The sequence below is a fragment of the Actinomadura sp. J1-007 genome (genome assembly GCF_009793335.1).
GTDB classification, from domain to species: Bacteria; Actinomycetota; Actinomycetes; order Streptosporangiales; family Streptosporangiaceae; genus Spirillospora; species Spirillospora yumaensis.
The window spans coordinates 3,369,307-3,395,751 of sequence record NZ_WING01000001.1; the positions used below are offsets into that span (position 1 = coordinate 3,369,307).

The 26,445-nt window shown below is 71.7% G+C and carries 30 protein-coding genes; 19 read left to right on the forward strand and 11 right to left on the reverse strand.

Annotated features, from left to right (window positions below):
* The first annotated feature begins 80 nt into the window (after nucleotides 1-80).
* A complete protein-coding gene (locus GEV43_RS15280; protein WP_160821265.1) occupies nucleotides 81-1,061 on the forward strand; it encodes a D-alanyl-D-alanine carboxypeptidase family protein in 981 nt (326 codons plus the stop codon).
* A gap of 41 nt (nucleotides 1,062-1,102) precedes the next feature.
* Complete coding sequence (locus GEV43_RS15285) at nucleotides 1,103-2,032, forward strand: phosphotransferase (RefSeq protein ID WP_160821266.1); 930 nt, start codon at nucleotides 1,103-1,105, stop codon at nucleotides 2,030-2,032.
* 141 nt (nucleotides 2,033-2,173) lie between these two features.
* Here GEV43_RS15285 and GEV43_RS15290 read toward each other — a convergent pair whose 3' ends face one another.
* On the reverse strand, nucleotides 2,174-2,707 hold the full coding sequence (locus GEV43_RS15290) for a hypothetical protein (protein ID WP_175250064.1): 534 nt from the start codon (nucleotides 2,705-2,707) through the stop codon (nucleotides 2,174-2,176).
* Between the two features lie 219 nt (nucleotides 2,708-2,926).
* On the opposite strand from GEV43_RS15290, the gene GEV43_RS15295 reads away from it, so the two are divergent.
* The gene (locus GEV43_RS15295; protein WP_160821267.1) at nucleotides 2,927-3,394 is read left to right on the forward strand and encodes a barstar family protein; all 468 of its coding nucleotides are present in this window, start codon (nucleotides 2,927-2,929) and stop codon (nucleotides 3,392-3,394) included.
* A gap of 70 nt (nucleotides 3,395-3,464) precedes the next feature.
* Here the strand turns inward: GEV43_RS15295 and GEV43_RS15300 are convergent, their stop codons facing one another.
* The 3 genes from GEV43_RS15300 to GEV43_RS15310 form a co-directional block, all read right to left on the reverse strand.
* Nucleotides 3,465-3,863 carry a DUF4190 domain-containing protein gene (locus GEV43_RS15300; protein ID WP_160821268.1) on the reverse strand — a complete coding sequence of 133 codons (399 nt, stop codon included), beginning with the start codon at nucleotides 3,861-3,863 and terminating at the stop codon, nucleotides 3,465-3,467.
* A 316-nt stretch (nucleotides 3,864-4,179) separates the two neighbouring features.
* Nucleotides 4,180-4,950 (reverse strand): deoxyribonuclease IV, encoded by a 771-nt coding sequence (locus GEV43_RS15305; protein WP_160821269.1) that lies wholly within the window; start codon nucleotides 4,948-4,950, stop codon nucleotides 4,180-4,182.
* A 60-nt stretch (nucleotides 4,951-5,010) separates the two neighbouring features.
* Entirely contained in the window at nucleotides 5,011-5,316 is a 306-nt protein-coding gene (locus GEV43_RS15310; RefSeq protein ID WP_160821270.1) for a hypothetical protein, read from the reverse strand.
* 211 nt (nucleotides 5,317-5,527) lie between these two features.
* Between GEV43_RS15310 and GEV43_RS46840 the strand changes: the two genes are divergently transcribed.
* The 6 genes from GEV43_RS46840 (at nucleotide 5,528) to GEV43_RS15335 (ending at nucleotide 9,082) form a co-directional block, all read left to right on the forward strand.
* Complete coding sequence (locus tag GEV43_RS46840; RefSeq protein WP_164717193.1) at nucleotides 5,528-5,692, forward strand: hypothetical protein; 165 nt, start codon at nucleotides 5,528-5,530, stop codon at nucleotides 5,690-5,692.
* Between the two features lie 191 nt (nucleotides 5,693-5,883).
* Nucleotides 5,884-6,174: a 30S ribosomal protein S6 gene (gene rpsF / locus GEV43_RS15315; protein ID WP_160821271.1), complete on the forward strand. Its 291-nt coding sequence runs from the start codon at nucleotides 5,884-5,886 to the stop codon at nucleotides 6,172-6,174.
* Nucleotides 6,175-6,211: 37 nt separating this feature from the next.
* Nucleotides 6,212-6,772 carry a single-stranded DNA-binding protein gene (locus GEV43_RS15320; protein ID WP_160821272.1) on the forward strand — a complete coding sequence of 187 codons (561 nt, stop codon included), beginning with the start codon at nucleotides 6,212-6,214 and terminating at the stop codon, nucleotides 6,770-6,772.
* 90 nt (nucleotides 6,773-6,862) lie between these two features.
* Nucleotides 6,863-7,099, forward strand: a complete 237-nt coding sequence (rpsR, locus tag GEV43_RS15325) for a 30S ribosomal protein S18 (protein ID WP_019631633.1) — start codon at nucleotides 6,863-6,865, stop codon at nucleotides 7,097-7,099.
* Nucleotides 7,100-7,113: 14 nt separating this feature from the next.
* Complete coding sequence (gene rplI / locus GEV43_RS15330; RefSeq protein WP_160821273.1) at nucleotides 7,114-7,560, forward strand: 50S ribosomal protein L9; 447 nt, start codon at nucleotides 7,114-7,116, stop codon at nucleotides 7,558-7,560.
* Nucleotides 7,561-8,206: 646 nt separating this feature from the next.
* Nucleotides 8,207-9,082, forward strand: a complete 876-nt coding sequence (locus GEV43_RS15335; RefSeq protein WP_160821274.1) for a peptidoglycan recognition family protein — start codon at nucleotides 8,207-8,209, stop codon at nucleotides 9,080-9,082.
* Nucleotides 9,083-9,262: 180 nt separating this feature from the next.
* Here the strand turns inward: GEV43_RS15335 and GEV43_RS15340 are convergent, their stop codons facing one another.
* A complete protein-coding gene (locus GEV43_RS15340) occupies nucleotides 9,263-9,451 on the reverse strand; it encodes a hypothetical protein (RefSeq protein ID WP_160821275.1) in 189 nt (62 codons plus the stop codon).
* Between the two features lie 76 nt (nucleotides 9,452-9,527).
* Nucleotides 9,528-11,054, reverse strand: a complete 1,527-nt coding sequence (locus GEV43_RS15345) for an FAD-dependent monooxygenase (RefSeq protein ID WP_160821276.1) — start codon at nucleotides 11,052-11,054, stop codon at nucleotides 9,528-9,530.
* 97 nt (nucleotides 11,055-11,151) lie between these two features.
* On the opposite strand from GEV43_RS15345, the gene GEV43_RS15350 reads away from it, so the two are divergent.
* The gene (locus GEV43_RS15350; RefSeq protein ID WP_160821277.1) at nucleotides 11,152-11,802 is read left to right on the forward strand and encodes a TetR/AcrR family transcriptional regulator C-terminal domain-containing protein; all 651 of its coding nucleotides are present in this window, start codon (nucleotides 11,152-11,154) and stop codon (nucleotides 11,800-11,802) included.
* Nucleotides 11,803-11,867: 65 nt separating this feature from the next.
* Here the strand turns inward: GEV43_RS15350 and GEV43_RS15355 are convergent, their stop codons facing one another.
* Nucleotides 11,868-13,202 carry an MATE family efflux transporter gene (locus GEV43_RS15355; RefSeq protein ID WP_160821278.1) on the reverse strand — a complete coding sequence of 445 codons (1,335 nt, stop codon included), beginning with the start codon at nucleotides 13,200-13,202 and terminating at the stop codon, nucleotides 11,868-11,870.
* 352 nt (nucleotides 13,203-13,554) lie between these two features.
* On the opposite strand from GEV43_RS15355, the gene GEV43_RS54865 reads away from it, so the two are divergent.
* The gene (locus GEV43_RS54865; protein WP_309239646.1) at nucleotides 13,555-16,098 is read left to right on the forward strand and encodes a DnaB-like helicase N-terminal domain-containing protein; all 2,544 of its coding nucleotides are present in this window, start codon (nucleotides 13,555-13,557) and stop codon (nucleotides 16,096-16,098) included.
* Nucleotides 16,008-16,727 (forward strand): replicative DNA helicase, encoded by a 720-nt coding sequence (locus GEV43_RS15365; RefSeq protein WP_241682922.1) that lies wholly within the window; start codon nucleotides 16,008-16,010, stop codon nucleotides 16,725-16,727. Before GEV43_RS54865 ends, GEV43_RS15365 begins: the two co-directional genes overlap by 91 nt.
* A 194-nt stretch (nucleotides 16,728-16,921) precedes the next feature.
* Here GEV43_RS15365 and map read toward each other — a convergent pair whose 3' ends face one another.
* On the reverse strand, nucleotides 16,922-17,716 hold the full coding sequence (gene map / locus GEV43_RS15370) for a type I methionyl aminopeptidase (RefSeq protein ID WP_160821279.1): 795 nt from the start codon (nucleotides 17,714-17,716) through the stop codon (nucleotides 16,922-16,924).
* An 83-nt stretch (nucleotides 17,717-17,799) separates the two neighbouring features.
* On the opposite strand from map, the gene GEV43_RS15375 reads away from it, so the two are divergent.
* Nucleotides 17,800-18,066, forward strand: coding sequence for a helix-turn-helix transcriptional regulator (locus GEV43_RS15375; RefSeq protein WP_160821280.1), 267 nt, complete (start codon nucleotides 17,800-17,802; stop codon nucleotides 18,064-18,066).
* A gap of 196 nt (nucleotides 18,067-18,262) precedes the next feature.
* Here the strand turns inward: GEV43_RS15375 and GEV43_RS15380 are convergent, their stop codons facing one another.
* On the reverse strand, nucleotides 18,263-19,645 hold the full coding sequence (locus GEV43_RS15380) for a serine hydrolase (RefSeq protein WP_160821281.1): 1,383 nt from the start codon (nucleotides 19,643-19,645) through the stop codon (nucleotides 18,263-18,265).
* A gap of 122 nt (nucleotides 19,646-19,767) precedes the next feature.
* Here GEV43_RS15380 and GEV43_RS15385 point away from each other — a divergent pair, with 122 nt between their 5' ends.
* The 6 genes from GEV43_RS15385 (at nucleotide 19,768) to GEV43_RS15410 (ending at nucleotide 24,987) form a co-directional block, all read left to right on the forward strand.
* Nucleotides 19,768-20,595 (forward strand): TetR/AcrR family transcriptional regulator, encoded by an 828-nt coding sequence (locus GEV43_RS15385; protein ID WP_160821282.1) that lies wholly within the window; start codon nucleotides 19,768-19,770, stop codon nucleotides 20,593-20,595.
* A 437-nt stretch (nucleotides 20,596-21,032) separates the two neighbouring features.
* Nucleotides 21,033-22,238, forward strand: coding sequence for a helix-turn-helix domain-containing protein (locus GEV43_RS15390; protein WP_160821283.1), 1,206 nt, complete (start codon nucleotides 21,033-21,035; stop codon nucleotides 22,236-22,238).
* Between the two features lie 67 nt (nucleotides 22,239-22,305).
* Nucleotides 22,306-22,563, forward strand: coding sequence for a hypothetical protein (locus GEV43_RS15395; RefSeq protein WP_160821284.1), 258 nt, complete (start codon nucleotides 22,306-22,308; stop codon nucleotides 22,561-22,563).
* A 276-nt stretch (nucleotides 22,564-22,839) separates the two neighbouring features.
* On the forward strand, nucleotides 22,840-23,043 hold the full coding sequence (locus GEV43_RS15400; RefSeq protein WP_160821285.1) for a hypothetical protein: 204 nt from the start codon (nucleotides 22,840-22,842) through the stop codon (nucleotides 23,041-23,043).
* A 147-nt stretch (nucleotides 23,044-23,190) separates the two neighbouring features.
* Nucleotides 23,191-24,165: a GlxA family transcriptional regulator gene (locus GEV43_RS15405; protein ID WP_160821286.1), complete on the forward strand. Its 975-nt coding sequence runs from the start codon at nucleotides 23,191-23,193 to the stop codon at nucleotides 24,163-24,165.
* A gap of 219 nt (nucleotides 24,166-24,384) precedes the next feature.
* Nucleotides 24,385-24,987, forward strand: a complete 603-nt coding sequence (locus tag GEV43_RS15410) for a cysteine hydrolase family protein (RefSeq protein ID WP_160821287.1) — start codon at nucleotides 24,385-24,387, stop codon at nucleotides 24,985-24,987.
* A 137-nt stretch (nucleotides 24,988-25,124) separates the two neighbouring features.
* Here the strand turns inward: GEV43_RS15410 and GEV43_RS15415 are convergent, their stop codons facing one another.
* Together GEV43_RS15415 and GEV43_RS15420 are read right to left on the reverse strand one after the other, a co-directional pair.
* Nucleotides 25,125-25,802, reverse strand: a complete 678-nt coding sequence (locus GEV43_RS15415; protein ID WP_160821288.1) for a hypothetical protein — start codon at nucleotides 25,800-25,802, stop codon at nucleotides 25,125-25,127.
* Nucleotides 25,799-26,293: a SigE family RNA polymerase sigma factor gene (locus GEV43_RS15420; protein WP_160821289.1), complete on the reverse strand. Its 495-nt coding sequence runs from the start codon at nucleotides 26,291-26,293 to the stop codon at nucleotides 25,799-25,801. Before GEV43_RS15420 ends, GEV43_RS15415 begins: the two co-directional genes overlap by 4 nt.
* Nucleotides 26,294-26,445 lie beyond the last annotated feature (152 nt).

Below are 26,445 nucleotides of genomic sequence, written 5' to 3' on the forward strand. Positions count from 1 at the left end.
TCCGCGTTCGTCCGCCGGACGCGGGTCAAGAACCCGGGCACGCGGCATGGAACGCCTGGTGGCAGGGGTAGTCACCGACCATGCGGACCACGTTCGCCGCGGCCGTCACGTTCGCCGCGGTCACCCTTTCCCTAGCCGTACCCGCCACCCCGCCCGCCACCGCCGCACGCACGGCGAACGCCACACGCACGGCGAACACCGCCCGCACGGCGAACGGCACGCGCACGGCGAACGCCACGCGCGCGCCGGCCGTCGCGGAGGCGGGTGGGGGCGCGCACGGGCCGCACGGGCCGCACGGGCCGCGCGGGGTGGGGGCCCGGTCGGCGGTCCTCGCGGACATGGGGAGCGGGCGCGTGCTGTGGTCGCGGCGCGCGGGCGTACGGCGGCCGATCGGCAGCATCGCCAAGGTGATGACGGCGGTGGTCGTCCTGCGCGAGGGCCGGCTCGACCGTACGGTCCGCATCCGGCCGAGGCACGTGGCGTACGCCGCGGCGCGGCACGGGACGACCGCCCGGCTGCGGCCCGGCGACCGGATCACGGCGCGCGAGCTGCTGAGCGCGATGATGCTGCCGTCCGGCTGCGACGCCGCCGCGGCGCTCGCGGACGCGTACGGTCCCGGACGCGCGGGATTCCTGCGGAAGATGAACCGGACGGCGCGCGCGCTCGGGCTGAGGCGCACCCGGTACGCCGACGAGTCCGGCCTGCCGCCCGCGCCCGGGAACTCGACGGCGCGCGACCAAGCGGCGCTGGGCCGGTACGCGATGGGCTTCCCGCTGTTCCGACGGGTGGTCGGGCAGCGACGGCACGTGCTGCGCCGCGGCCCGCACCACAAGCGGTACGTGTGGCGCAGCACGAACGATCTCATGGGCCGCTACCGGGGACTGCTCGGCATCAAGAGCGGCTACACGTCCGCCGCCGGCTACTGCCTCCTGTTCGCCGCGCGCCGAGGCGGCCGGACGCTGGTCGGCGTCGTCCTGCACAGCTCGCGGACGCGGCGCGCCGCGCGCTTCCAGGACGCGCGGCGGATGCTCGACTGGGGCTTTCTCGCCTCCCGCCGATAAACGGCTGGCCGTCATCGAAGATCGTCCCTAGCATCGCGCGCATGCGGACATCGGGGGACGCGCTCACCGGCGAGCGGGAGCGGCGGGTACGGAAGGCCGTGGCGGACGTCCGCCCGGATCTCGCGGAGGCGGGCGCGCTGCGTCCCCTCGGAGAGGGCTTCGAGAGCGTCGCGCTCCTGCTGGAACCGCCCGGCGGCCCCGCCCACGTCCTGCGCTTCCCGCGGAACGAGGACGGCGCGGAGGGCATCGCCTGCGAGACGCGCCTGCTGCCGGAGCTCGCCCCGCGGCTCCCGGTGCCCGTCCCGCGCTTCGCGTTCACGGCCCCCAACCCGCTCGGCCCGGGAACGTTCTGCTGCTACCCGGCCGTTCCGGGCGACTCGCTGCGCCCCGAGGAGTGGCACGCGCGCGGCCTGCTGGACGAGCCGGGACCGGTACGGCTGATCGCGCGCGTCCTCGACGCCGTCCACGCCTTCCCCGCCGAACGGGCGCGCGAACTCGGCGTCCCGCTCCAGGAGCCGCGCGAGGAGTACGCCGACAGCGAGCGGCTCGCGCGCGAGCACGTCGTCCCGCTGCTGCCGCGAGGCGAGGCCGACGCGCTCCTCGCGGCGTTCGGCGCGTACCTCGGCGACGACGCCAACTTCCCGGACGAGCCGGTGCTCATCCACGGCGATGTCAGCCTCGACCACCTTCTCGTCACCGGCACGGAGATCACCGGCCTGATCGACTTCGGGGACGTCGCGGTCGGCGACCCCGACTTCGACCTGGCCTACCTGTGGCAGCAGGCGGGCCCCGGCCTCGTCCGGCGCGTCCAAGAGGAGCGCGGCGCCCCGATGACCGCGCGGCTTGAGGCGAAGCTGCGCTTCTGGGCGCTCGCCGACCCGGTGGAGGACGTCCTGCACGGCATGGAGAACGATCTCCCGGACCTCAGCGAGCGCCGCCTCGCCGACCTGCGAACCCTCCTGTCCCCATGACCGCCCCGCTCCCGCGCCGAGGAGCGAACCGGTAGACCGCTCGCGACGGGCCCGCACGGAGTCCAGGGGCTGAACGCGCGAGATCGCGCACGGCCGCGGGGCCGTACGCGATCTCGCTAAGGGAACGACGCGCCGCGGCCGTCAGGCGGAGTCGGCGGAGGCCGCCCCGGCGGGGTCGGCGACGGTCGGCGTGGTTCCCTCGCGGTGGGCGCGGCGGGCGTCCCGCACGAACTCGCGGGAGAACATCGCGGACAGCGTCGCGACGCCCCCGCGGTGGACGCGGATCTCGCCGTGCCGGACCTCGCCGGTGACGCGGACGCGGCGGCCCTCGCCGTCCTCGCCGGTCCAGTCCTTGACCCGGCCGCGGCCGGTGTAGCGCAGGTCCCAGTGGTCGATCCGCGCGTCCTGCGGGACCAGGAGCTTGACCATCGAGTGGTCGAGGTCGACCGCCACCTCGATCGTCCCCTCGGGGATCCGCGGCGACCGCAGGTCGATCACCGCCATGCCCCTGCGGGCGCGCACCTCGAAGCGGGACGCGCTCGTCCAGTTGCCGAGCTTCTTGACGTTGCCGTAGTGCACCTGGACCCGCTCGACGGACGCGTCCGCGCCGCCCTCGGTCCCGGTGGTCGCGGCGGTGGTGCTGTCGGTGGTGGTGCTGGTGTGCGCGGTGTCCATCTCAGTTTTCCTCTCGGAATCGGGCAACTACCTCGCAGCGAGAGCAACTCCCCAAAGAGTCTCTCTCTGAAAGAGAGATTAGGTGAGCGTGGTGTCCCTGTCAAACGCGCGACTCCGAGGAGGCGACAGGTGAGGGCCCGGCGAGGCATGGTGGGCATGGCACGCACGGGCCGCCGAGCCCGTACGGCGGGAAGCGAGCGACGGCTACCGGGAGGAGACGTGGACGCGAATCGGGCGCTCACCCGGCTGGTCGAGGGCGACCTGAAGCCGGGCGTCTACCAGTGGCGTACGGCCGCCGTTCCAGGCGCGGTGGGCGACACCGGCTGGACGGCGCGGGCCGTTGAGGAAGGCTGGCGGGCGTACCACCTGGACGGACGGCGGGCGCGCGGCAAGGACGCGTTCCTGGCGCTGTGCGCGGAGGTGTTCGGGTTCCCGGGCTGGTTCGGCGGCAACTGGGACGCTCTGGAGGACTGCCTGGCCGACCTGTCCTGGGCCGGGGCCCGCAAGGGGTTCGTCGTGCTGTACGAGTCGTGGGCCGAGCTCGCCGAAGCCGATCAGGCTTCGTTCCGTACGGCGCTGGCGGTGTTCAAGGGAGCGGTGGAGATCTGGCGGGACACCGCCACCCCCATGACCGTGCTCCTGTCGAGCGTCGGTGTGGAGGTGGCGGGCGTTCCCCGTCTCGGCTGAGCCGCGGCCGGGCCGGAGGACCTCCCCGCCCGCTCGCCGTCGGTGGCCGCCGTGCCCGTGGCCGGCCGTGTCAGTAGGTGGTGGACGAGTCGTGGTTGATGCTCCAGATCGCCGCGCCGTAGATCCCCACGACGACGATCCAGTAGATCAGGCCGATCAGGGCGAAGATGTAGCCGAGGATGAGGCCGGCCGTGGCCATACCGCCGCCGCCCTCGCCGGTGCGCCGGATCTGCCCTTGCGCGACGTGCCCGAAGATGACGGCGCCGACGGAGAAGATGATCCCGCCGCAGGTCACGACGCCGATGATGCCGAGCACCATGGACGCCACGGCCATGCCGTTGTTGCGCGGCGCCATCGGCGGCGGCCCGCCGCCGTAGTAGTGGTGCTGTACCGGCGCCTGGTAGGGCTGCTGGCCGTACGGGTCCGATGGCCCGTAGCCGCCGTACGGGTCATAGGGGGGTTGTGCCATTGACTTCCCGATCGGTTGGCGCGCCCGCCGTCGCCTGTGTACCGCGCGTGCGCTGAGGGCTGGGGTTCCGGATTATGCCAGTGTGTCGTGCTTGCGGTTTTGATGCCGTTCGCACCCACGCGAGATTAGATGCACACGAACCCGGCAAGGTTCCCCCGCCCCGCCCCGCGCCGCCGCCACCCGCCCCCACCGGCGCGCCGTCCCGCACGCGCCGTCCCGCACGCGCCGTCCCGCACGCGCCGTCCCGGACGCGCTGTCCCGCACGCGGCGCACCGGACGGGGCGTGGAGGCGAGGGGCGTGGGGGCGAGGGACGGGTCAGCCGAGGTTGGAGCGGAGCCAGGAGATGTCGTCGGCCTGGCCGTCGCCGGGCGTCTCCACGATCACCGGCGCGCCCGCCGCGCGGACGACCGTCAGGATCAGGTCCGGGTCGATCTTCCCGCTGCCGAGGTTGGCGTGCCGGTCGGCGCCCGAGCCGAACGCGTCGCGGCTGTCGTTGCAGTGCACCAGGTCGATGCGGCCGGTGATGGCCTTGATCCGGTCGACCGCGTCGATCAGCTCCTCGCCGGCCGCGTGCGCGTGGCAGGTGTCGAGGCAGAAGCCGAGCTTGGACTCCAGCCCGGGAACGCCCGACAGCACCTCCCACAGCCGCGCGATCCGGTCGAACCTGCGCGCCATGGCGTTCCCGCCGCCGGCGGTGTTCTCGATGTAGACCGGGACGGGGCACTCGACGCGTTCGAAGACCTTGCGCCAGTTCTCGAAGCCCGTCTCGGGGTCGTCGTCCTTCAGCACGTGCCCGCCGTGGACGATCAGGGCCTTCGCGCCGATCGACGCCGCCGCCTCCAGCTGCTGGGTGAGGTTCTTGCGGCTCGGGATGCGGATCCGGTTGTTGGAGGTCGCCACGTTGATCGTGTACGGGGCGTGCACGTACACGTCGACATCGGACTCGCTGACGGCCTCGACGCCCTCGGGCAGGACGGGCTTCTTCCAGCCCTGCGGGTCGCCCAGGAAGAACTGGACGACGTCCGCCCCCTTGGCGCGGGCGCTGTCGAGCGGGTTGGTCTGGTCGACGTGGGCTCCGATGCGCATGACAACGAGACTAGCTCCGCTGCGCCGCCCCCCGCCCGCATCCCGGGAGCCGGAACGGGTTCAGATGCTGAAACCGCCGTGGCGCAGGGCGAATCCGGCGCCGACGAACGAGGCGACCATGCCGATCACGTTCAGCCAGCGCTCGTTGGTCGTGGCGGACATCATCTGCGAGTAGAGCGCGAGGGGGAGCCCGATCACGCCCGCGACCGCGCCGAAGAAGTGCGTGGTCGGGATGGCGCCCAGCACCAGGGCCGCCAGCCCGATGACGACCGCGGCGAGCGCCAGCGCGCTCTGGAGCGGGTGCCGTTCGGTCCTCGGGGCGGTCGCGGCGGCGGACCGTTCGGGTCCGGCTGCCTCCTGTGACATCGGGACACCTCCTCCGTTGCGTCCTGGGACGCGTGGTGGCCGCGGGACGGCATGACCCGCATCCGTAGAGGATTCCCGGCCGGCCGGGAGATCAATCCGGGCGGCCGGGGCGGAAAATGTCGGCGGCACCCGGTACGGTCGAACATGGATTCGAGAACAGCGGTCTCGGTCCGCCCCGAGGGGAAGCGGGGAGAGGCAGGAGGTGCACACGGTGAGGCAGAGCGAACTCACGGTCATCGGCGACGCGGAGCTCGTCGAGGAGCTGTCGATGCTGACCACCCAGACGGCCCGGATGCGGGCCCGCATGGCCGACATCATGGCCGAGCTCGAACGCCGGCGTTGCGCGAAGGGCGCCCGCGCGGGCGCCCGCCGCTGACACCGGCACGGCCCGTCCGGCCCGTCCGGGCGACCCGGAACCGGCTCGTACGCTGCCGGGTCTTGGTAGCCTGTATCGGTCTCGCGGCCGGTGCCCCGGCGATCCGGGCCGTACCGCCGCGGGAGACGCAAGAGCCCTCCTGTCACGGAGAGACCGTGACCGCATCAGTCCAGAGGAGGTAGGGACACAGCATGCGTCGTTACGAACTCATGGCCATTCTCGACCCCGCCATCGACGAGCGCACCGCACCCGCGGCGCTCGACCCGTTCCTGAAGGTCGTCAAGGACGGCGGCGGCAGCGTGGAGAAGGTCGACGTCTGGGGCCGCCGGCGCCTGGCGTACGACATCCAGAAGAAGTCCGAAGGCATCTACGCGGTGGTCGACCTGTCGGCTGAGCCCGCGACGGTCAAGGAGCTCGACCGGCAGCTCAACCTGAGCGAGTCGATCCTCCGTACCAAGGTCATCCGCCCCGAGGTCCACTGAGCCGGGCCCAGCCCTCACACCAGCCGGAGCGAGCCCCATGGCAGGCGACACCGTAATCACGATCGTCGGGAACCTCGTCGAGGACCCGAATCTGCGTTTCACCCCGAGCGGCCAGGCGGTCGCGTCGTTCCGCATCGCCTCGACGCCGCGGTTCTTCGACCGCCAGACGTCGGAGTGGAAGGACGGCGAGGCGCTGTTCCTGACCTGCAACGTCTGGCGGCAGGCGGCCGAGAACTGCGCCGAGACCCTCCAGCGCGGCATGCGGGTGATCGTGCAGGGCCGGCTCAAGCAGCGGTCGTACGAGACCCGCGAGGGTGAGAAGCGCACCGTCTTCGAGATCGAGGCCGACGAGGTCGGCCCGTCGCTGCGCAACGCCACCGCCAAGGTCAACAAGACCCAGCGGCAGGGTGGCGGGGGCTTCGGCGGCGGTGGCGGCCAGGGCGGCGGCGGTTTCGGCGGCGGCCCCGGTGGGGGCGGCGGCTTCGGCGGCGGCCAGGGCGGACCCGGCGGGGGCGGTGCCCCGGCCGACGACCCCTGGGCCACCGGCGGCGGGGGCGGTGGCGGCGGCGGAGGCTTCTCCGACGACCCGCCGTTCTAACCCCGTCACGGGCCGCCGTTCCAGGCCAGACGATCACAACGAGTACAACGCCCATTCCCGCGCGAGCGGGGCTCTGGAAGGAGCACCACGATGGCGAAGCCACCTCCTCGCAAGCCGAAGAAGAAGGTTTGCGTGTTCTGCCAGGAGAAGATCTCCTACGTCGACTACAAGGACACCGGCCTGCTGCGGAAGTTCATCTCCGACCGCGGCAAGATCCGGGCCCGTCGGGTGACCGGCAACTGCACCCAGCACCAGCGCGACGTCGCCACGGCGATCAAGAACGCTCGTGAGATGGCGCTGCTGCCGTACACCAGCACCGCGCGTTAGGAGGGGTGGGGAACATGAAGCTCATCCTGACCCAGCAGGTCTCCGGTCTCGGCGAGCCCGGCGACATCATCGAGGTCCGCGACGGCTACGGCCGCAACTACCTCGTTCCGCGCGGGTTCGCCATCAGGTGGACCCGGGGCGCGGAGAAGGAGATCCAGTCGATCAAGAAGGCGCGTTCGGCCCGCGAGATCGCGACGGTCGAGCACGCCCGCGAGGTCGCCGGGGCCCTCCGGTCGCTGAAGGTGACCCTGCGCACCCGCACGGGCAGCAACGGCCGCCTGTTCGGCGCGGTCACGGCCGCCGACATCGCCGAGGCGGTCAAGGCCGCCGACGGTCCCGACCTGGACAAGCGCCGCATCGAGATCGGCAACCCGATCAAGACGGTCGGCACCCACCAGGTCAGCGTCCGCCTGCACAGCGACGTCAACGCCACGATCGACGTCGACGTCGTCGAGGTCTGACCTCAGCACCACACCGCACCACCACGACGGCCGGGCCCCCGAAAGGGACCCGGCCGTCGCCGTCGCACCCCCTCTTTCGCCGTCGCACCCCCCCTTCGCCGTCGCCCCCTCTCTTCGCTGGGGCGGCCCCTCTTCGCCGGGGCGGCGACCGGTCAGCTTTGAAGCCCGCCTTCGTCTCTGTGTAGCGGCGGGGCGGTCCGCCTGCGTCCGCACTTCCGCGCGGTGGCGGGGGCAGTCGGCCTGCGTCCGCACTCCCTCGCGGCGACCGGTCAGCTCTAGACCCCCCTCGTCCCCGTGTAGCGGCGGGGGCGGTCCTCCTGCGCCCGCCCTCTCGCGTGGTGGCGGCGGGTTCGGCTTCGTCCTCGCGCTTCCGCGTGGTGGTGGCGGGTTCGCCTTGGCCTCGCCCTTTCGCAGGTGCGGCCGATTCGTCCTCGCCCTTGGACGGGGGCGGCCGGTTCGCCTTGGCCTTGGGGCAGAGGTGGGCGGTTCGGTTTGCTTCGGTCGGTGGTGGGGCTGGTTCGGCTCGCATTGATGATCTTCGCGGGGGTTGTCTCCTCTTCCTCCGCGAAACGCCCACTCCTTCGTGATCAACATTCGGACGGCTACGTTCCGTAACTAGATCATCGCGGAGGGGAAGGGGCGTCCCATGACGGATCCGGCGCGCGGAGGACCGCTGACACGCCGTTCGGTGCTGGGAGGAGCGCTCGGGGCCGGGCTGCTCGTGTTCGAGCCGGACAATGAGGCCATGGCCGAGACCCTCGCCGCGCTTACCGGATCGGGAGACCCGCGCGTACACACGCGCGCCGAGTGGAGGGCGAAGCCGCCGAAGAACCCGTCCCGCGTCCTGAGCCGTCCGCCGGACCGCATCGTCGTCCACCACACCGCGTCGCCGAACTCGCCGGACTCCTCGTTGGAGCACGCCTTCCGGCTGTCGCGCGACATCCAGCGGTTCCACATGCGGGGGCGCGGGTGGGACGACACGGGCCAGCAGCTCACGATCAGCCGCGGCGGGCACGTGATGGAGGGCCGCAACCGGAGCCTGTCCTCGATCCTGGCGGGCCGGCACGTCGTCGGCGCCCAGGCGCTCCACCACAACGAGCACACGATCGGCATCGAGAACGAGGGCACGTACATGAAGGCGCCCGTCCCGGCGAGCCTGTGGACGGCCCTGGTCGACGTCTGCCACTGGCTGTGCGAGGAGTACGGGCTCGACCCGCGGCGCGGGATCGTGGGCCACCGCGACTACAACGACACCACCTGCCCCGGCGACGTGCTCTACAGCCGGCTCCCCGAGCTGCGCTCCGCGGTCGCGGCCCGCCTCGGCGGTGCTCCGGCATCGTCCGACCCGTTGGATTCGGAAGAGCTCGACCGTGCCACCGGGCCTCGCGCCCGTCCCCGTACCGGGCCGGGAACGAGCATGGAGACCGACGCCACGTCCACGGTCCGCGTCCAGCCCGACCCCGCCGCCGGTACCTCCCCGGGCGGCACGGAAACCACCTCCCCGTTCAGCGACGGCCCGTGAGCTGGTGACTGGCGCGGCCAGCGACCCGGCCACCGCCTCTTGCCGCCGGAGAACCACGGGCTCGTTGCGTACGGGCGCGCTGGCGAGGGGCGAGGGGCGAGGTGGTGCGGGATGCGGGATGCGGAAAGCGTACCGGGCGGGCCGTGAGGCGGGGCCAGGCGGGCGCTGGGCCGGACGGGGTCAGGTTTCCGGGAGGGTGTAGCGGGTGCGGCGGCGGGCGATCTCGGGGTCGATGCCTTCGACCAGCGACCAGATGCCCGCGACGCGTTCCACCAGGGTTTCCGGCGGTAGCCCGGCGAGGCCCTCGGCCGCCAGGTCGTCGATCGCCTGCGTCAGCCGGGCCATCCGCTCACCATGTGTGGAACACATGTTCGAATAGTAGCGACTGTGGCTCGTGGTCCGGGTGAGGTTTCGCGAATTGACCCGGCGGAGTCCTCCACTGCTTCTAGCGGAGCACGCTCCATCGGGGACGGCGGCTGCCGTCAGTGGGGCAGTGGGGGCCGAGCCAGCGGGTCAGGACGTCCGGCAGGGGGGTGGGCTCGTCGGCGGTCCAGGCGACGACGCCGTCCGGGCGCAGGAGGTACGGGACGCCCGGGGCGCTGACGACTCCGGCGCGGTCCTTCCAGGGGGTGGCGGCCTCGTGCAGGGCGGGGTCGTCCGTGACGAGGAGGGCCCGGCCGTCGTGCAGGAGGTCCGCCACGCGGGTGCCGTCGTGGAGGGACGTGCCGGACGGGAGGCAGCGGCCGACCAGATCGTCCGCCGAGCCCAGGTCGTACCGGACGTCCGAACCGGTGATCATGTCGGTGAGGTAGCGGTTGGCGCCGTCGTGGTCCAGCAGCCGTTCGAAGATCTCCCGGAGCGCGTCGGTGTGCGGGCCGGGACGGAGCAGCGCGACCTGCGCCCGCGTGTTGGCGAGGACGCGGGCGGCGACCGGATGCCGTTCGGCCGTGTAGGTGTCCAGCAGCGGGGCGGGCGCGCGGCCGGCGGCGACCAGCGCGAGCTTCCAGCCGAGGTTGGCCGCGTCGCCGATCCCGAGCAGCAGGCCCTGCCCGCCGAACGGCGAGTGCACGTGCGCGGCGTCCCCCGCGAGCAGGACGCGACCCGAACGGTAGGTGTCCGCCTGGCGGGCGTTGTCGGTGAAGCGGGTGAGGGACGTGGCGGACCTCAGCGTGACCTCCGTCCCGCTGACGCGCCGTACGGCCGCCTGCATGTCCTCCAGTGCGATCTCCGCGTCCCGGTCGGGCGGCGGCCCGTCGAACTCCACCACCATGACGCGTCCGGGGAACGGGCCGTTGACCAGCAGGCCGCCGGGGTACCGCGTCCATCCGCGCGGTGCGAAGCCGGGGTCGTCCAGCTCGACGCGGCCCTGGTAGCCGGTGATGATCCCGTCCGTTCCGGGGAACGCGAAGCCCGCGAGCTTGCGGACGAGGCTGCGGCCTCCGTCGGCGCCGACGAGCCAGCCGGTCCGGATCTCGTACGTCCCGTCGGGGCCTTCGATGGTGAGCGTGGCCCCATCCGCGTCCTGCTCGTAGGTGGTGAGGGCATGGCCGCGGCGGACGTCGGCGCCGAGTTCGGCGGCGCGTTCCGCGAGGATCTCTTCCAGCTTGTCCTGCGGGATGAGGAAGAGGGGATCGGACGGGTACGCGCTCTCCCGGAGTGCCCAGATGCCCGCGAAGTGGCCGCGCAGTGTGGAGGGTCCCGTCGGGCCGCTCGCTTCGGTGGACTCGCGGTTTCGCGGGGGTGCGCCGACGGTGGCCAGGATCTCGCGCTGGACTTCTTCGAGCCGTCCGCCGAGGCCGCGGCGGTCCAGCATGGCCGCCGCCGGGCCGTGCATCGCGCCCGCCTTGAGGCGGCGGTCGATCGCGGTGAGCCGTTCGAGGACGACCACGTCCGTTCCCCGCAGCCGCAGTTCGCCCGCCAGCATGAGCCCGACCGGGCCGCCGCCCGCGACGACCACCTCGTGACGTTCCATGGCACGCTCCCTTAACGTCGTTAAATTTAACGCCGTTAAGGATGGTTTAACGTTGTTAAGCTGTCAAGCCCCGCCCACCTTCGAGAGGACCGCCACGATGAAGCTGGAGCGCGACGAGATCGTCCGCACCGCCATCCGCCTCCTCGACGAGGTCGGTCTCGACGGCCTCAGCCTGCGGCGCCTCGCCAAGGAGCTGGACGTCCAGGCGCCCGCGCTCTACTGGCACTTCAAGAACAAGCAGGAACTCCTCGACCAGATGGTCGGCATGATGGCCCGCGAGGGCTACGGCGCGGACGTGCCCGCTCCCGGCCAGACCTGGGACGTGTGGCTCACCGAACGCGCCCGCGCCATGCGCGCCGGGTTCGGCGCCCACCGCGACGCCGTACGGCTCGCCGCGGGCACCCGTCCGCCCGCCGACCGCGCCCCCGCCATCGAGGGGATGCTCGCCACCCTCTGCGACGCCGGTTTCACCCCCGGCGAGGCGCTGCTCAACATCCTGGCCGTCACCGACTACGTCAGCGGCGCCGTCCTTGAGGAGCAGGCGGGCCGCGACCGTGAGGACGACAGCCTCGAACGCCTTCAGGGCGGTCCCGAGGGTTTTCCGCTTCTCGCTGCCGCCGCGGAGGAATTCTCCGACGGGCGCGACGGCTTCGAGTACGGTCTCGCCCTCCTCATCGACGGGATGCGCGCCCGCCTCGCCGCCCGTCCCGACGCGCGTCCGTCCCCTGAGGGTCGTCCGTCGGCGTAGCGCGCTTTTGCTGTGCCCGCGTATGCCGAGCGGCCGTCGGCGCTCGTCGGGGCAGGGCGGGCCGGTCAGCGGCGGACGGCGCCCGTCACCATCCAGGCGTCGCCGCGGGCGCGCAGGCCGAGGGTGGTGAAACGGGTGACCATCCACAGGCCGATCGCCGTCCACAGCCCGAGCAGGCCCCAGTCCAGCCGGTACGCGACGAACGCCGCGGGCAGGAACGCGAGGGTCGCGACCAGCGACGTCACGGCCAGGTACGGGCCGTCCCCGGCGCCGATGAGGATGCCGTCCAGGACGAACACCACCCCGGCCACCGGTTGGAGCACCGCCACGATCACCAGGGACGCCAGCAGCAGGTCCCGCACGTGGTCGTCCGTCGTGAACAGGCCGGGCAGCCATGGGCGCGCGACCAGGATCGCCACCACGAACACCGCGCCGCAGCCCGCGCCCCAGCCCACCATCCGCCGCGTCACCGCGCGCGTCCCGGCGGTGTCGGCGGCGCCGAGGTACCGGCCGGTGATCGCCTGCCCGGCGATCGCGAGGGCGTCCAGCGCGAAGACCAGCAGTGTCCAGATCTGGAATCCGACCTGGTAGGCCGCGATCTCCGCGTCGCCCATGCGCGCCGCCAGCGCCGTCCCGACGATCAGGACGACGCGCATCGCCGCCGTCCGCAGCAGGAGGCTGACGCCCGCCGTCGCCGACGTGCGCAGGCCCGCGAGGTCGGGCCGTACGGGCGACCCGTACCGGCGCGCGGCCCGCAGCACCACCGCGATGTAGACGGCCGCGCTCGCGGTCTGCGCGATCACCGTTCCCCATGCCGATCCGGCGATGCCCCAGTCGAGTCCGAGCACGAACAGCACGTTCAGCAGGAGGTTCAGCGTGAACCCGCCGATCGAGACGGCCAGCGGCGTCCGGGTGTCCTGGAGGCCGCGCAGCACGCCCGTTCCGGCGAGGACGACCAGCATCCCCGGGATGCCGAACAGGCTGATCCGCAGGTACGTCTCGCCGTACGGCGCCACCGACGGCGACGCGCCGAACGCCTCCACCAGCCACGACACCGACGGCCAGCCCGCCGCGACCAGGACGGCGCCGATCACCAGCGCCAGCCACATCCCGTCGATGCCCTGCCGCACCGCCGCCGGCAGGTCGCCCGCCCCGACCCGCCGCGCGACGCCCGCCGTCGTCCCGTACGCCAGGAACACGCACAGGTTGACCAGCGTCGTCAGCGCCTGGCCGGCCACGCCGAGCCCGCCGAGCTGCGCCGTTCCGAGATGCCCGACGATCGCGGAGTCCGACAGCAGGAACAGCGGCTCGGCGACGAGCGCGCCGAAGGCGGGCACGGCGAGCCGCAGGATCTCGCGGTCGTGCGCGTTCGCGCGCCGCCGCAGGGGTGAGCCGACCATAGGGGGCGCAGGGTATCAAGCTGTAATCGACATAGAAAAATAGACGATTACGGAGATCATCCGCGGGCCGGATCGGCGACTTTCTTTCCCACACAGGCGGTGGACGACGTCAGTGCAGGTCAGCAAGGGTGACGCGGCGATCTTTCCCGGACTTTCCCCAGAGTTGTCCACAGGTCGTGCACAACCTTCCCGGCGTGTCTGCACAGGGACTCCACACCCTCGTCCACAGATCGCTTTGCGTGTCGGCGCCGCGGACTCGGAGAATGTCAGACGCTTCCGGTAGACGTGTGATGAACGGTCGGCAACGAGGCGGACGGGGACGCCGGCGACCGAGGATGAAGGGGGTGCGACGGTGAGCGTGACCGAGCTCGGACCGCACGAGCGAGAGTTCGAGCGCACGCCACCGCACGACATCGCCGCCGAACAGGGCGTCCTCGGCGGCATGCTGCTCTCCCAGGACGCCATCGCCGAGGTCATCGAGGTCATCCGCACCGCGGACTTCTACCGTCCCGCGCACCAGATCATCTTCGACGCCATCCTCGACCTGTACGGCCGCGGCGACCCCGCCGACGCCGTCACCATCTCCGGCGAGCTCACCAAGAACGGCGAGATCTCCCGCGTCGGCGGCGCCCCCTACCTGCACACCCTGATCTCCTCGGTGCCGACGGCCGCCAACGCCAGCTACTACGCCAAGATCGTTCACGAGCGGTCGGTGCTGCGCAAGCTCGTGGAGACCGGCACCCGCATCGTCCAGATGGGGTACGCGGCCGACGGCGCCGACGCCGACGAGGTGCTCGACCGGGCCCAGGCCGAGGTGTTCGCCATCGCCGAGAAGCGCGCCGGCGAGGACTACGTCCCCCTCAGCGAGATCATGCCCGGCGCCCTGGACGAGATCGAGGCCATCGGCAGCCGCGGCGGCCAGATGACCGGCGTCCCCACCGGCTTCGCCGACATGGACGCCCTGACCAACGGCCTGCACCCGGGCCAGATGATCGTCGTCGCGGCCCGTCCCGCCATGGGCAAGGCCCTCAAGACCGACACCCCCCTCGCGACGCCCACCGGCTGGACCACCATGGGCGAGGTCCAGGTGGGCGACCACCTCCTCGGCGCCGACGGCAGACCGACGCGGGTCGTCGCCGCGACGGAGGTCATGTACGGCCGCCCCTGCTACGAGGTCGAGTTCTCCGACGGAGAGGTCATCGTCGCCGACGCCCAACACCAATGGCGAACGACCACCCAACCGTCCCAACGCCCGCCATCGCCTCCCCGAACGGCCCGCGGCGCACTGCCCAGCACCACTGACCCGAGATACCACGCGACACGCGATCTGGTCACGCGCGATCTGGTCGCGCGTGAGCTGGGGATGCGCGACCAGGCCCTGCGTGAGCAGGGCGGGCGTGAGCAGGGCACGCGTGGCAGGGGCATGCGCGAGCAAGGCAAGCGCGGACAGGACATACGCAAGGGGGGTAAGCGCGGGCAGGTCGCGCGGACGTGGGGCCTGCGTGAGCGGAGGGTGCCGGCGTGGGGCCTGCGCGGGCGGGGCATGGTGGCGGTCGCCGGGCCGTTCGTGCACGCGGACCAGGCGATGCGTGACCTTCGTAGCTCCTTCATGCGCCCACGGCGTCCGCGCACGGGCACCGGGCTTCCGCTCGGTCTTCTCGGGACGCAGAACGTCAGAAGGTCCGAGCGTGGGATGAGGAAGCTCGGGCTTCTCGGTCATGAGCCGAGCCAGATCGGAACAGCCGAGCTGATCCTGGACCAAGACAGGCTTGTCCGGCTCGGGCTGAGCAGCATCGGAAGTTACGAGCCACGTCCGAACCAGGTCGGCCTCCTCGGTCGCGGGACGGGCCACGTTGCGGGGTCCGGGCTAGGGCCGAAGCGGGTCGAGAGTTCTGGGGTCGGGCGGGAGACGCGGCACTTCAACCGTGTCGCGGACGGCACGTCCGAGGTGTCGCAGCGGTCGGTCAAGACCACCGAGGAGATCGCCGCGACCCTGCGCGTCCGCGGCGACGGCCGTCCCAACCATGCCGTCGAGGTGGCGAGGCCGTTCGTCCTGCCTCATGCCGATCTCCCCATCGATCCGTACGTCCTCGGCGCGTGGCTCGGCGGCGGTACGAGCGACGGAGGCGAGATCACCGGCCTCGGCACGGAGATCGTCGCGGAACTGGAAGCGGCCGGAGAGCAGGTCACTCCCCTCGGGCCGGGCTGGTACGGCCTGCCGGGACTCGCCCGGAGGCTCAAGGACCACGGGCTGCTGAACGACAAGCACGTCCCCGCCATCTACCTGCGGGCGTCAGAAGACCAGCGGCGCGCACTGCTCGCTGGGTTGCTCGACACCGGCGGGCGCCGCTCGGAAGCCGGGCAGGTATGGCTGGCGTTCGGCTGCGAAAGACTGGCCGAAGGAGTGCGCGAGTTGCTCCTCAGCCTCGGTCACCAGGCCACGATGACGGCGACGCCGGGCCAAGTCCCCGCACCGGGCGCGGACCCGATGCCGGGACCGGGCACGGCATCGGAATTGGGCGCGGCGACGGGAATGGTTGCCGGGCCGGGAACGGACGCGACGCTGGGCGCGGGCGCGGGGGTGGGCACCGGTTTGGCGGTCGGGGCCGAGGTGGGGCGGTGCCTAGTGTCGCTGTGTTTTATCGGGTTGAGTTCACGGGGGCCGAGACGGGGTTTCGGGGGGACGGTGAGGCGGCGCGGCGGTGGCTTACCGGGCAGCCGGGGGCGCGGGTGCGTTACATCGTGGATGTGCGGCGGGTCGAGAGTGTGCCGGTGCGGTGCGTGCAGGTCGATAACGACGACCACATGTACCTGGCGGGTCGTTCGTGCGTTCCGACGCACAACTCGACGCTCGCGCTCGACTTCGCCCGGGCCGCGTCCATCAAGCATGGGCTGACGTCGGCGTTCTTCAGCCTGGAAATGGGGCGCAACGAGATCACGATGCGCCTGCTTTCCGCGGAGGCGCGGGTGGCGTTGCACGCGATGCGTTCCGGCACGATGCAGGACGAGGACTGGACGCGGCTCGCCCGGCGGATGAGCGAGGTGGCGGAGGCGCCGCTGTTCATCGACGACTCGCCCAACATGTCGATGATGGAGATCCGCGCGAAATGCCGCCGTTTGAAGCAGCAGCATGATCTGCGCCTGGTCATCATCGACTATCTCCAGCTCATGACGTCCGGAAAACGGGTCGAGAGCCGCCAGGTCGAGGTCTCGGAGTTCTCCCGTTCGCTCAAGCTGCTGGCCAAGGAACTCGGCGTGCCGGTGATCGCGCTCTCCCAGCTCAACCGCGGTCCCGAGCAGCGCACCGACAAGAAGCCGATGGTGTCGGACCTGCGCGAGTCCGGCTCGATCGAGCAGGACGCCGACATGGTCATCCTGCTCCATCGCGAGGACGCGTACGAGAAGGAATCGCCGCGCGCGGGAGAGGCCGACCTGATCGTGGCCAAGCACCGTAACGGCCCCACGGCGACGGTGACCGTGGCCTTCCAGGGCCACTACAGTCGTTTTGTCGACATGGCCCAGTAGTCGCGCGGCCTTTGTGGAGTCGGCTCTTCGGGCGGGTGACTTGGGCTCGATTTCGTCTGTGAAATGCGGTTAAGGCAGCGGGATAGGGCTGTGGCACGTCTCCGGGGCCTGGGGGGCTCGTTGAGGTCCGGGCGGGGGTGTGGGTGTTTCGTGCTGGGGAGTGGCGGCGAGGGCCGCGCGGGTGAGGGGCCAGGTCAGGCGGGGGTCGGGTCGGCGTGGTGGGGGAGGCGCCGGGTGAGGACGAGGGGGCCGTCTTCGGTGATCGCCACCGTGTCCTCGGAGTGGGCGGTGCGGGAGCCGTCGGCCGAACGGATCGTCCAGCCGTCGGGGTCGAAGACGATCCGGTCAGTGGTGCGGGCGAGCCAGGGTTCGAGCGCGAGGGTCATGCCCGCCTGGAGCTTGAGGCCGCGGCCGGCACGGCCCTTGTTGGGGACGTGGGGGTCCTCGTGCATGGTCCGTCCGATCCCGTGGCCGCCGAACTCGGTGTTGATCGGGTAGCCGTAGCCGGTGGCGACCGCCTGGATGGCCGCCGAGACGTCGCCCAGGCGGTTGCCCGGACGCGCGGCCTCGGTGCCGGCCGCGAGCGCCTCCTCGGTCGCGCGCAGGAGCCGCAGGTCCTCGGGGGCGGGCGTGCCCACGATGACGGTGCGGGCGGAGTCGGCGACCCAGCCGTCGATGCCGACGGCGATGTCCATGCTGAGGATGTCGCCGTCGCGCAGCGTGTAGTCGTGGGGCATTCCGTGGAGGACCGCGTCGTTGACCGACAGGCAGATGACGTTGCGGAACGGGCCGTTGCCGAAGGACGGGGCGTAGTCCCAGTAGCAGGACGTGGCCCCGCGTTGGCGGATCCGGTCGCGGACGTGGTGTTCGAGGTCGAGGAGGTTGACGCCCACGTCGGCGATCTCGCCGAGCTCGGACAGGATGTCGGCGACGAACCGCCCGGTGGTGTGCATCCGCTCGATCTCCGCGGGCGACTTCAGTTCGATCATGGGTACCTCACGAGTCGTACGCTGGTATTTTAATACCGAGCCTAGCGCTTGCGGTATTAAAATACCAACCGTACTCTGGTGCCATGGTTCGCAATCCGCTCACGCCCGAACAGGTCGAGGCCGGCAGGCGTCTCGGAAGGCTGCTGCGCGAAGCGCGGGCGGACCGAGACCTCGGCGACGTGGCGCGTGCGGCCGGCATGTCGCCGGAGACGTTGCGCAAGATCGAGACCGGTCGGCTGCCGTCCCCCGCGTTCGGCACGGTCGCCCGCCTCAGCGAGGTGCTCGACCTGCCGATCCAGGACCTGGCCGCCGCGTGGCGCAACGGCGCGCGGCTCGAAGCGGCGTCGTGACGGCCGATCCCGTCCGGCGTGGCCTGCCGCGCCGTTGACGGCCCTGCGGCCGTACGGTGCCGCGCCTGCCCTGCTGGTCTTGCCGACCGCGCCCGCCGTGGCGTTGGAGGTCCATCGGCTGGGCCGGTCCGCGTGCGGCTGAGCCTGGTCACGCCGCGGTTCGCCGACCGCGGCGCTGAACGCGTTGGCGGCTCGTTCAGGCGACCTTCGGTGCCGCCCGCATGCCGAAGTAGAGGTAGGGCGCGCCGTCCGGGAACGTCCCGAACACCAGCGGCAGCCACGGCGCGCTGACGGGGCCGATGCCCGGCATCGCGAGCACGGTGCCGGACACCGGCACGAGGCCGGTTTCGATCGGCGGCGAGTATCCGGCGTTCCCGCCGGTCAGTTCCAGCCGCAGCCGCGGCGCGCCGTCCCGTTCGCCGATCGTGAGGCGGACGCCTTCGCGTTCGTAGGTGCCCGCGAACGGGGCGACGTCGAACGGCCGGGACCGTTCGGCGGGGGCGAAGGCGTCGGGCATCCGCACCCCCGCGAGTTCGCCGAGCAGTTCCTGGAACAGGTCGACGAATAGGCCGGTCGCGCGGCCTCCGTTGGTCAGCAGCGCGGCCGCGACGCCGCTGCCGGGCACGACCCGCAGGTAGGAGAACTGCCCGAGCGCGGCGCCGTCGTGCCCGTAGCCGTCGACGCCGTCCCAGTCGTACAACGCCCACCCGTGGCCCCAGCCGTCCGCCATGAACGTCCACCGGTCCAGGCAGTCGACGGCGCGCCGCCGCATCGCCGCCGCCGACTCGGCGGACAGCACGCGCGTGCCGTCGGGCGCCGTACCGCCGTCCAGATGCATCCGCGCGAAGCGGACGACGTCGGCGGCGGTGACCAGGACGCGCCCGGACGGCCCGGCCGAGCGCGGCAGCATGTCCCACACCGGCGCCGGTTCGGGTTCGGTGCCCGGCTCGCCGAGATGGCTCATCGCCACCCGGAACCGCAGCGCCTCCTCCGGCAGGGTCATCGAGTGCTCCAGGCCGAGCGGCGCCAGCAGCCGGTCGCGCAGCGCCTCGTCCCAGGTCCGGCCGGTGATCACCTCCACGATCCGGCCGAGGATCGCGTACCCGGTGCTGGAGTAGGAGACGACGGTCCCGGGCGGGCAGTCCTGGCCCACGTCCGCGCACGCCTCCACGTAACGGGCGAGGCAGTCGTCACCGCGTCCGGTGTCGTGCGTGAAGTCCCCGGCGATCCCGCTGGTATGGCTGAGCAACTGCCCGATCGTCACGTTCTCGGCGACTTCGCCGTCGGCGAGCGCGAAGCCGGGCAGGACGTCGGCGACCCTGCTGCCCAGCCGCAGCTCGCCGGAGTCGACGAGCTGCATCACCAGCGTCGCCGTATAGACCTTGGCGATCGAACCGGACTGGAACACCGAGTCCGTGGTCGCCTCCACGCCGGTCCCGCGGTGCAGCAGGCCGCTGGCCAGCTCGTGGATCTCACCGTCCACCAGCACCGCCAGCGTGGCGCCCGGAACGTGATGGACGGCGCGCAACCCGTCCAGCCTGGCCTGCCAGCGGTCGGCCTCGAAACGTGATGACGGCATGGAGAACGGTCCTTTCAGCTGATGCACCGTACGTTGTGCGGCGCTCCGCACACTGTACGGAGGTCGTGCGTCGTTCGTAAAGCCGTACACTGTTCGGAACGGATCGTCGTGAAGGAGACCGGATGCCGGCCGACAAGCAGCCGTACCCGTCGGTGTGGGCCCGCCCGCACCGGCCCCGGCGGGAGCAGCCGCCGCTGAGCCGCGAGCAGATCGTGTCGGCGGCGCTCGAACTGCTGGACGCCGAAGGCATCGACGCCCTCAGCATGCGCAAGCTCGGCGCCCGCCTGAACGCCGGGGCCACCTCGATGTACACGCACGTGGCCAACAAGGACGAGCTGATCGAGTTGGTCGTCGACGAGGTCTACGGCGAGGTCGAGCCACCGTCTGCCGACGATCCGGGGGGTGCCAGCGATTCAGCGGGCACCGGCAATCCGGCGGGCACCGGCAATCCGGCGGGCGCTGGCGATCCGGCGGGCTGGCGTACGGCCATCGCGCGCTGCGCCCACAGCATGCGGGCCGCGTTCCTGCGCCACCCCTGGATCGTGTCCGTACAGGGCGAGGCCGGCGTGGCCTATCTAGGGCCGAACGTGCTGCGGCAGAACGAGGCCATCCTCGCCACGTTCGAGCAGGGGGGCTTCACCCTGGAAGCGGCCGATCGAGCCCTGAACACGGTCGTCGCCTACGTCGTCGGGGTGGCGACGAGTGAGGCCGCCTGGTTGACCACCCTGGCCCGCAGCGGCAAGAGCGAGCAGGAATGGACCGAAAGCCTCTGGCCCGCCGCCGAACAAGCCGTCCAGGAGTACCCGCGGCTGCGGAAGCTGTACGCCGCCCAGCGGAAACAGAACGTGAGGGCCTCCCGCGATGAGGATTTCGACAGCGGACTCCAATGCGTCCTCGACGGCCTCGCTGCCCGCTTCCTTCCTGGGGACTCCTCGCCCCCGTCCAAGTAGCAGCCGCAGCAGCCGTATCAGCCGCAGCGGTCGCAGCAGCCCTTGACTGCCTGGGCTCGTTCGCCTGCCTTGCGTTGGCGCTTGCTTGTGCGCCTGCCTTGGACGACTGCGCTCCGCTGCTGCGCCGCGCCCTACGCCTTGGCACGTTCAGCGCTTGGACGCGTCCTGCGCCTGGGCTCTGCGCCGAGGCGTGCGCTGGGCAATGCGCGCGGGCCTTGCGACCGCCTCTGCGCCGTACGTCCGTGCCCTGGCGCTGTGCTTGCGGCGCGTCCTGCTCGGCCGCGTTGGGCTTGCAGTGCGAGGAATCGAGGGAGCAGGCCGGGACGGGGCATAGGGGCGCAAGTGCTTCAGGCCGTTCACCTGACCCCTGACATGATTCGGGGGCGCGCCGTAGCCTGAGGTTCTCGGGACCCGTCCGTCAGGAAGGTGTGAGGCCGATGTACGACGGGGTGGCCATCGGGTCGCGGCTTCGGGCGTTGCGCGTCTGGCGTGGGATGAGTCTGGCCGAGTTGTCTGGGCAGGCGGGGATGAGTACGTCCCTGCTGTCGATGATCGAGCGGGGGCAGCGGGCGCTGGATCGGCGGTCCTATATCGCGGCGCTGGCGGTGGCGCTGCGGGTGTCGGAGACCGAGATCGTCGGGGGACCGCACCTGTCGAAGGACCCGATCCAGTCCGCGGCGCACGGCACCGTTCCGGCGCTCCGGCTGGCGCTCACGTCCAACACCCTGGACGACGCGTGCACCGACTACGCCCGGCCGCTCGCCGAACTCGCTGCCGAACTCGCAGGTCCGATCCACCAAGCGGAGAAGCGTGCGGACTACCTCGTCCGCGGGAATCTGCTCGGTCCCGTGCTCAACGAGTTGCACGTTCACAGCGCGACCGGCGACGAGGCGGCGCAGCGTCAGGCGTGCGCGCTGCTGGTGCAAGCGTGCAATGGCGCCGGGATGACGTTGCGGCACCTGAACTATCAAGACCTCGCGTTCGTCGCCGCCGAGCGGGCGCGGGAGGCCGCGTGGCGGGCGGACGATCCGGTCCTCGCCGGTCGCGCTGCGAACCTGCGCGTTCACACCCTGCCGAAGCGTGGCGCGGAGACCATGGTCCGCATTGCCGACCAGGCCGCCGCCCGGTTGCAGCCGCACCTGGACGAGCCCGCCGCACAGGAGACCTACGGGATGCTGCATCTGTCCGCCGCGATGTGCTCGGCGGTCATGCGCGACACAAGCGCGGCAGACGAGCATCTCGCCGAGGCCGCCGAGACTGCGGGCCGGACGGGGGAACGGCCGGGCGCATGGGGCGACTTCGGCCCTACCAACGTCGGCATCTGGGGCGTCGCCATCGCGACCGAAGCGGGCGACTATGAGGGAGCCGTCCGCGCTGCGAGCAGCGTCAACCCAGAGCGCCTGGCCAACAAGGAGCGGAAGGCGATGCTGTTCGCCGACGTGGGAAGAGCGCTCGCCCATGTCACAGGCCGGGAACGAGACGCGGTCGCGGCCCTGGCGAAGGCCGAGCGGATCGCCCCGCAGCGAATCAGGAACAGCACTCCGGCGCGGCACGCGGTCGAAGTCTTGTTGGAGCAGGCGCGTGCGGCGGCAGTCGGCCGTGAGCTGCGGGGGATGGCGGCGCGGATGGGTGTGCCGCACTGAACGGCTGAGCGGATCGGGCGGGATTCCACACCTGTGAAATCGGAGTGCGATCGCGCCGGTACGTTCCGTGGTCATGGACGCCATACGACACCTGGGGAACCTCCGCTCCGAGCTGATCGGCCGGAAGTGGAGAGCGGAGATCCGCACCCGCCCGAACGGTGACGTTCTGCATGTGCAGAACCCGGCCTTCGCTCGGATGGACGGCGAGATCGTCTGCAAGGACGACGCCTTCCATTGGGTCTGGGGTCCGGTCATCGGGCCGGTCACGGCGGTGACGGGCGTCGCGGACCGCATTGTGTACGTGCTGCGTGAGGTCGGGTCATGACCTCCCGCGAGGTGCTCGGCATCGACGTCGAGGGCGGAACGGATGGCGCGCGTTCCGCATGAACGGCGGGATTCACCGCTTCATCTGGCACATCCCGACGCCGTACGGTCGCCCGCCCGGCCTATCCCGGGCAACCCGAGGCGGGGGCCGTACGGTCCATGCTTCCTCGGCTCCTGGGGGATCTCCGTCCAGGAGCCGAGGAAGGAGGACGCGCGGTCGGTGCCCGCACCCGCCCTCGTCGGGCGCCGGCCGCGCGGCACGAAGGTGAGGTGAGCCGTGGACGCTGACCGGGCCCGGGATCTCGGCGAGGCGCTCGCCGCCTATGAACGGTTCATGGATGCGATCGTCCCCGCGTCGCAGTACTACCGGGGGCGGCGCGAGGACGCCGAGGAGGTCCGCGTGTACGGCGACATCATCCAGCGGGCCGCGGCCCGGCAGCGGCAACGCGAGCGCGAGGCCGGGGGCGGCACCGCCTCCTGATCCCTGCGGGCCCGCCTGGCGTCAGGACGATCACCCTGTAAAGGCGCGTACCCAGTCGCGGCAGCGAGTTCGCCCCGCGCCGGGGTGTCCGGATGTGACAGAAGGTCGTCATGGCGGTCATGGGGGTTGGTTAGCGACAATGAGGACATGTCCACTCCGCACCGTGTCGTCGTCGCCGTGTTTCCCGGCGTCGATCTGCTCGATGTCACCGGGCCCGCCGAGGTGTTCTCGGTCGCGAACCGGGAGATGTCGGGCCGTACGCCCTACCAGGTGCTGCTGGCCGGGCCGGACGGCGGGCAGGTGCGCACCAGCGCCGGGGTACGGCTTGCCACCGACCTGACGTTCGACCAGGTCGGCGACCGGGTGGACACGCTCGTGGTGCCCGGCGCGGTGGACGCCGACGGGGCTCCGGTGATCGATCCGGTGGTGGTCGACTGGATCACCGACACCGCGCGGCACGCCCGCCGGGTCGCGTCGGTGTGCGTCGGCGCCCACCTGCTGGCCGCCGGCGGGCTGCTGGCGGGACGGACGGCGACCACGCACTGGGCCACCGCCGACCGGCTGGCCTCCGACCATCCCGACGTCACCGTGGACCCCGACCCCATCTACGTCCGTTCGGGAAAGGTGTGGACGGGCGCGGGCATCAGCGCCTGCATGGACCTCACGCTGGCGCTGGTCGCCGAGGACCACGGCGAACGGCTCGCCTTGGCGGTCGCCCGGCAGTTGGTGATGTACCTCAAGCGCCAGGGCGGGCAGAGCCAGTTCAGCGTCCCGCTGTGGCAGGCCCCGACCGAGCGCCGCGACATCGACGAGCTGCGGGCGTGGATCACCACGGACCTCACCGCGGACCTGTCGGCGGCGGCGCTCGCCGAACGGATGTGCCTCAGCGAACGGCACTTCACCCGGGTCTTCCGCAAGGAGACCGGCACCACCCCGGCGGTCTACGTCGAGGCGGCGCGGGTGGAGGCCGCGCGGCGGCTGCTGGAGAGCACCGACGAGCCGCTCGACCGGGTGGCCGACGCGTGCGGCCTGCGGTCGGTGGAGACGCTGCACCGGGCGTTCCGCCGACGTCTCGGCACTACTCCTGCGGCCTACCGACGGCGGTTCCGCACGGCCGCCTGATTTCTCGTCCAGGCGGGACGGTGTCGTACGGGCGGGGCCTCGGGTGCGGTGCGCTCGGGGCGAGGCCGGTGCGGCGCGTTCGGCGCGGCCTGAGTCGGCGCGGCCTCCGGTGCGCTTGCCGGGGGCGTCGCGCGGCTGAGGCGGAGGGCCGGGGCGGTCGGGTGCGGAGTGCGTCGGCTGGTGGGTTGGTTTGTTCGATTTCTGATTTGGAGGAGACAGATGAACGTTTCGGCGACGCTGCGCGAGGTGATGGGGCTGGACGGCACGCTGCCGCGGCTGTCCGCGTCCACCCTGGTGCTGATCGATTTTCAGAACACGTACCGTACGGGCGTCATGGCGCTTCCCGGCGCAGATCGGGCCCTGGACGCTGGGGCGCGGTTGCTGGAGCGCGCTCGTTCCGTCGGGACGCCTGTGGTGCACGTCGTCAACGACGGCGGGGAGGGCAGTCCGTACGACATCCGCGCTGAGATCGGACGGATCGAGCCGCGCGTCGCGCCTCGCGACGGCGAGCAGGTCGTGGTGAAGGGATTCCCGAACTCCTTCCACCAGACCGACCTGCTGGAGGTGCTGCAACGGCTGGACGCCGGGCCGGATCTGGTGCTGGCGGGCTTCATGACCCACATGTGCGTGCAGTTCACGGCGCAGGGAGCTTTCAACCTCGGGTACCGGCCCACCGTCGTGGCCGAGGCGTGCGCGAGTCGGCCGCTTCCCGGTCCGGGCGGCGCGCCGGTCCCGGCGGACGACCTGCACGCCGCGGCTCTGACCACGATCGGCGACCTGTTCGGCCTGGTCGCCGCCCGTGAGGCCGACCTGCCCGATTGATCGTTCCGGGGAGCGGTCCCGGCACGCCGGGGCCTGTCCGGCCTTGCGTCCTGGCGCGGCGAGACAGGTGAACGTCTCGTCCGCGCCAGGAGGCAGCGCCGAGGTGTCGCCGCCTGGTCGTCGGTGGGCGCAGTCCGTCACTTGCGCCTGTCGTAGATGCCGACCGCCCAGGTTCCCGGGCGGGTGCCGGTGCGGGCGGCGACCTTGTCGATCTTCTCCGGGTCGGTCGTGCCGTTGATCTCCGCCTCGGGCGGTAGCACCCACAGTTCCCAGGTGTGCGGCCGTCCCGCCCACGCGGTTCCGGCCGATTGGGGGTCGAACTGCGCCAGGTGGTCCCGCGGGCCGCAACGGCCGATGTCCGCCGCACGGCCGGGGGAGTCGGTCTTGACCACCAGCCAGGAGTCGGGGACGGAGCATCGCACGTTGTAGATGGTGTCGGTGCTCAAGGCCGTGAACCGCAGGCGGACCGGTTCGCCCATGCGGTCGTGCTGCTCCGACTGGATGAGCGGCAGGTTCTCGTTCCGGAAGAGGTGGCCGGCCTTGGCGGGGAGCGGCACCTTGGCCGGAAGGCGTACCGACACCGGCACGGCTTCGGCGGGGATCGGGTCGTCCTTGCCGTCTGGGAGGGCGAGTGCGGCGCCGATCAGGGCGGCCACCGCGCCGGTGGCCAACGACGCGCGGACGGCGCGGCGGCGGCGCAGAATGCGTTGCCCGAGTGCTGCGGCCCGTTCGCCGCGCTCGGGGGCGGCGGGTGGGTTCTCGGTGCGTTCCCGCAGCATGACGACTAGTTCCCGCTCTGATCGAGGCATGGTCATCTCGCTTCCTTGAGGGCTTGGAGGGTGGGATCGACCCGCAGCCGCAGCAGGGCCCTGCGGAGCTGGGTCCTGACGCTGGAAACGGAGCAGCCCAGGATCCGGGCGACCTGGGCGAGCGGCAGCGACTCGAAGTAGTGCAGCACCACGACCGCGCGCTGCCGGTCCGACAGCCGGGCCAGCGCCGTCCACATCGCGTCCCGGTCGTCGAAGGCCGTCGTCGGGTCGGGCCGGGCGGTCTCGGGGAGCCGCGCGGTCGGGACCTCGCCGCGCCAGCGCCGCCGCCACCAGGAGGCGTGCGTGTTGGTCAGGATCCGGTAGACGTACGGGCTCGGATCGTCCGACACCCGTCCCCATGCGACCCATGCCTTGGCGAGCGCGGTCTGCAACAGATCCTCGGCACGGGCCCAGTCCTGCGTCAGCAGGTACGCCAGGCGCAGTAAACGGTCGGAATGCTCCTCGACATAGCCGGTGAAGCCGGATCGATCCGCCATGCGGCGTCCTTCCTATCAACGTCTTCACCGCAACTACGCCGAAGCGGTCGCGAATGGGTGACAGCTAAGGGAAGGAGATCGGCGCGCATGGTTTCGGTGTGCCGTGGCCGAGGCCCGCGGCCCGAGCTTCGCGATGGGGCGCGGCTGGTCGT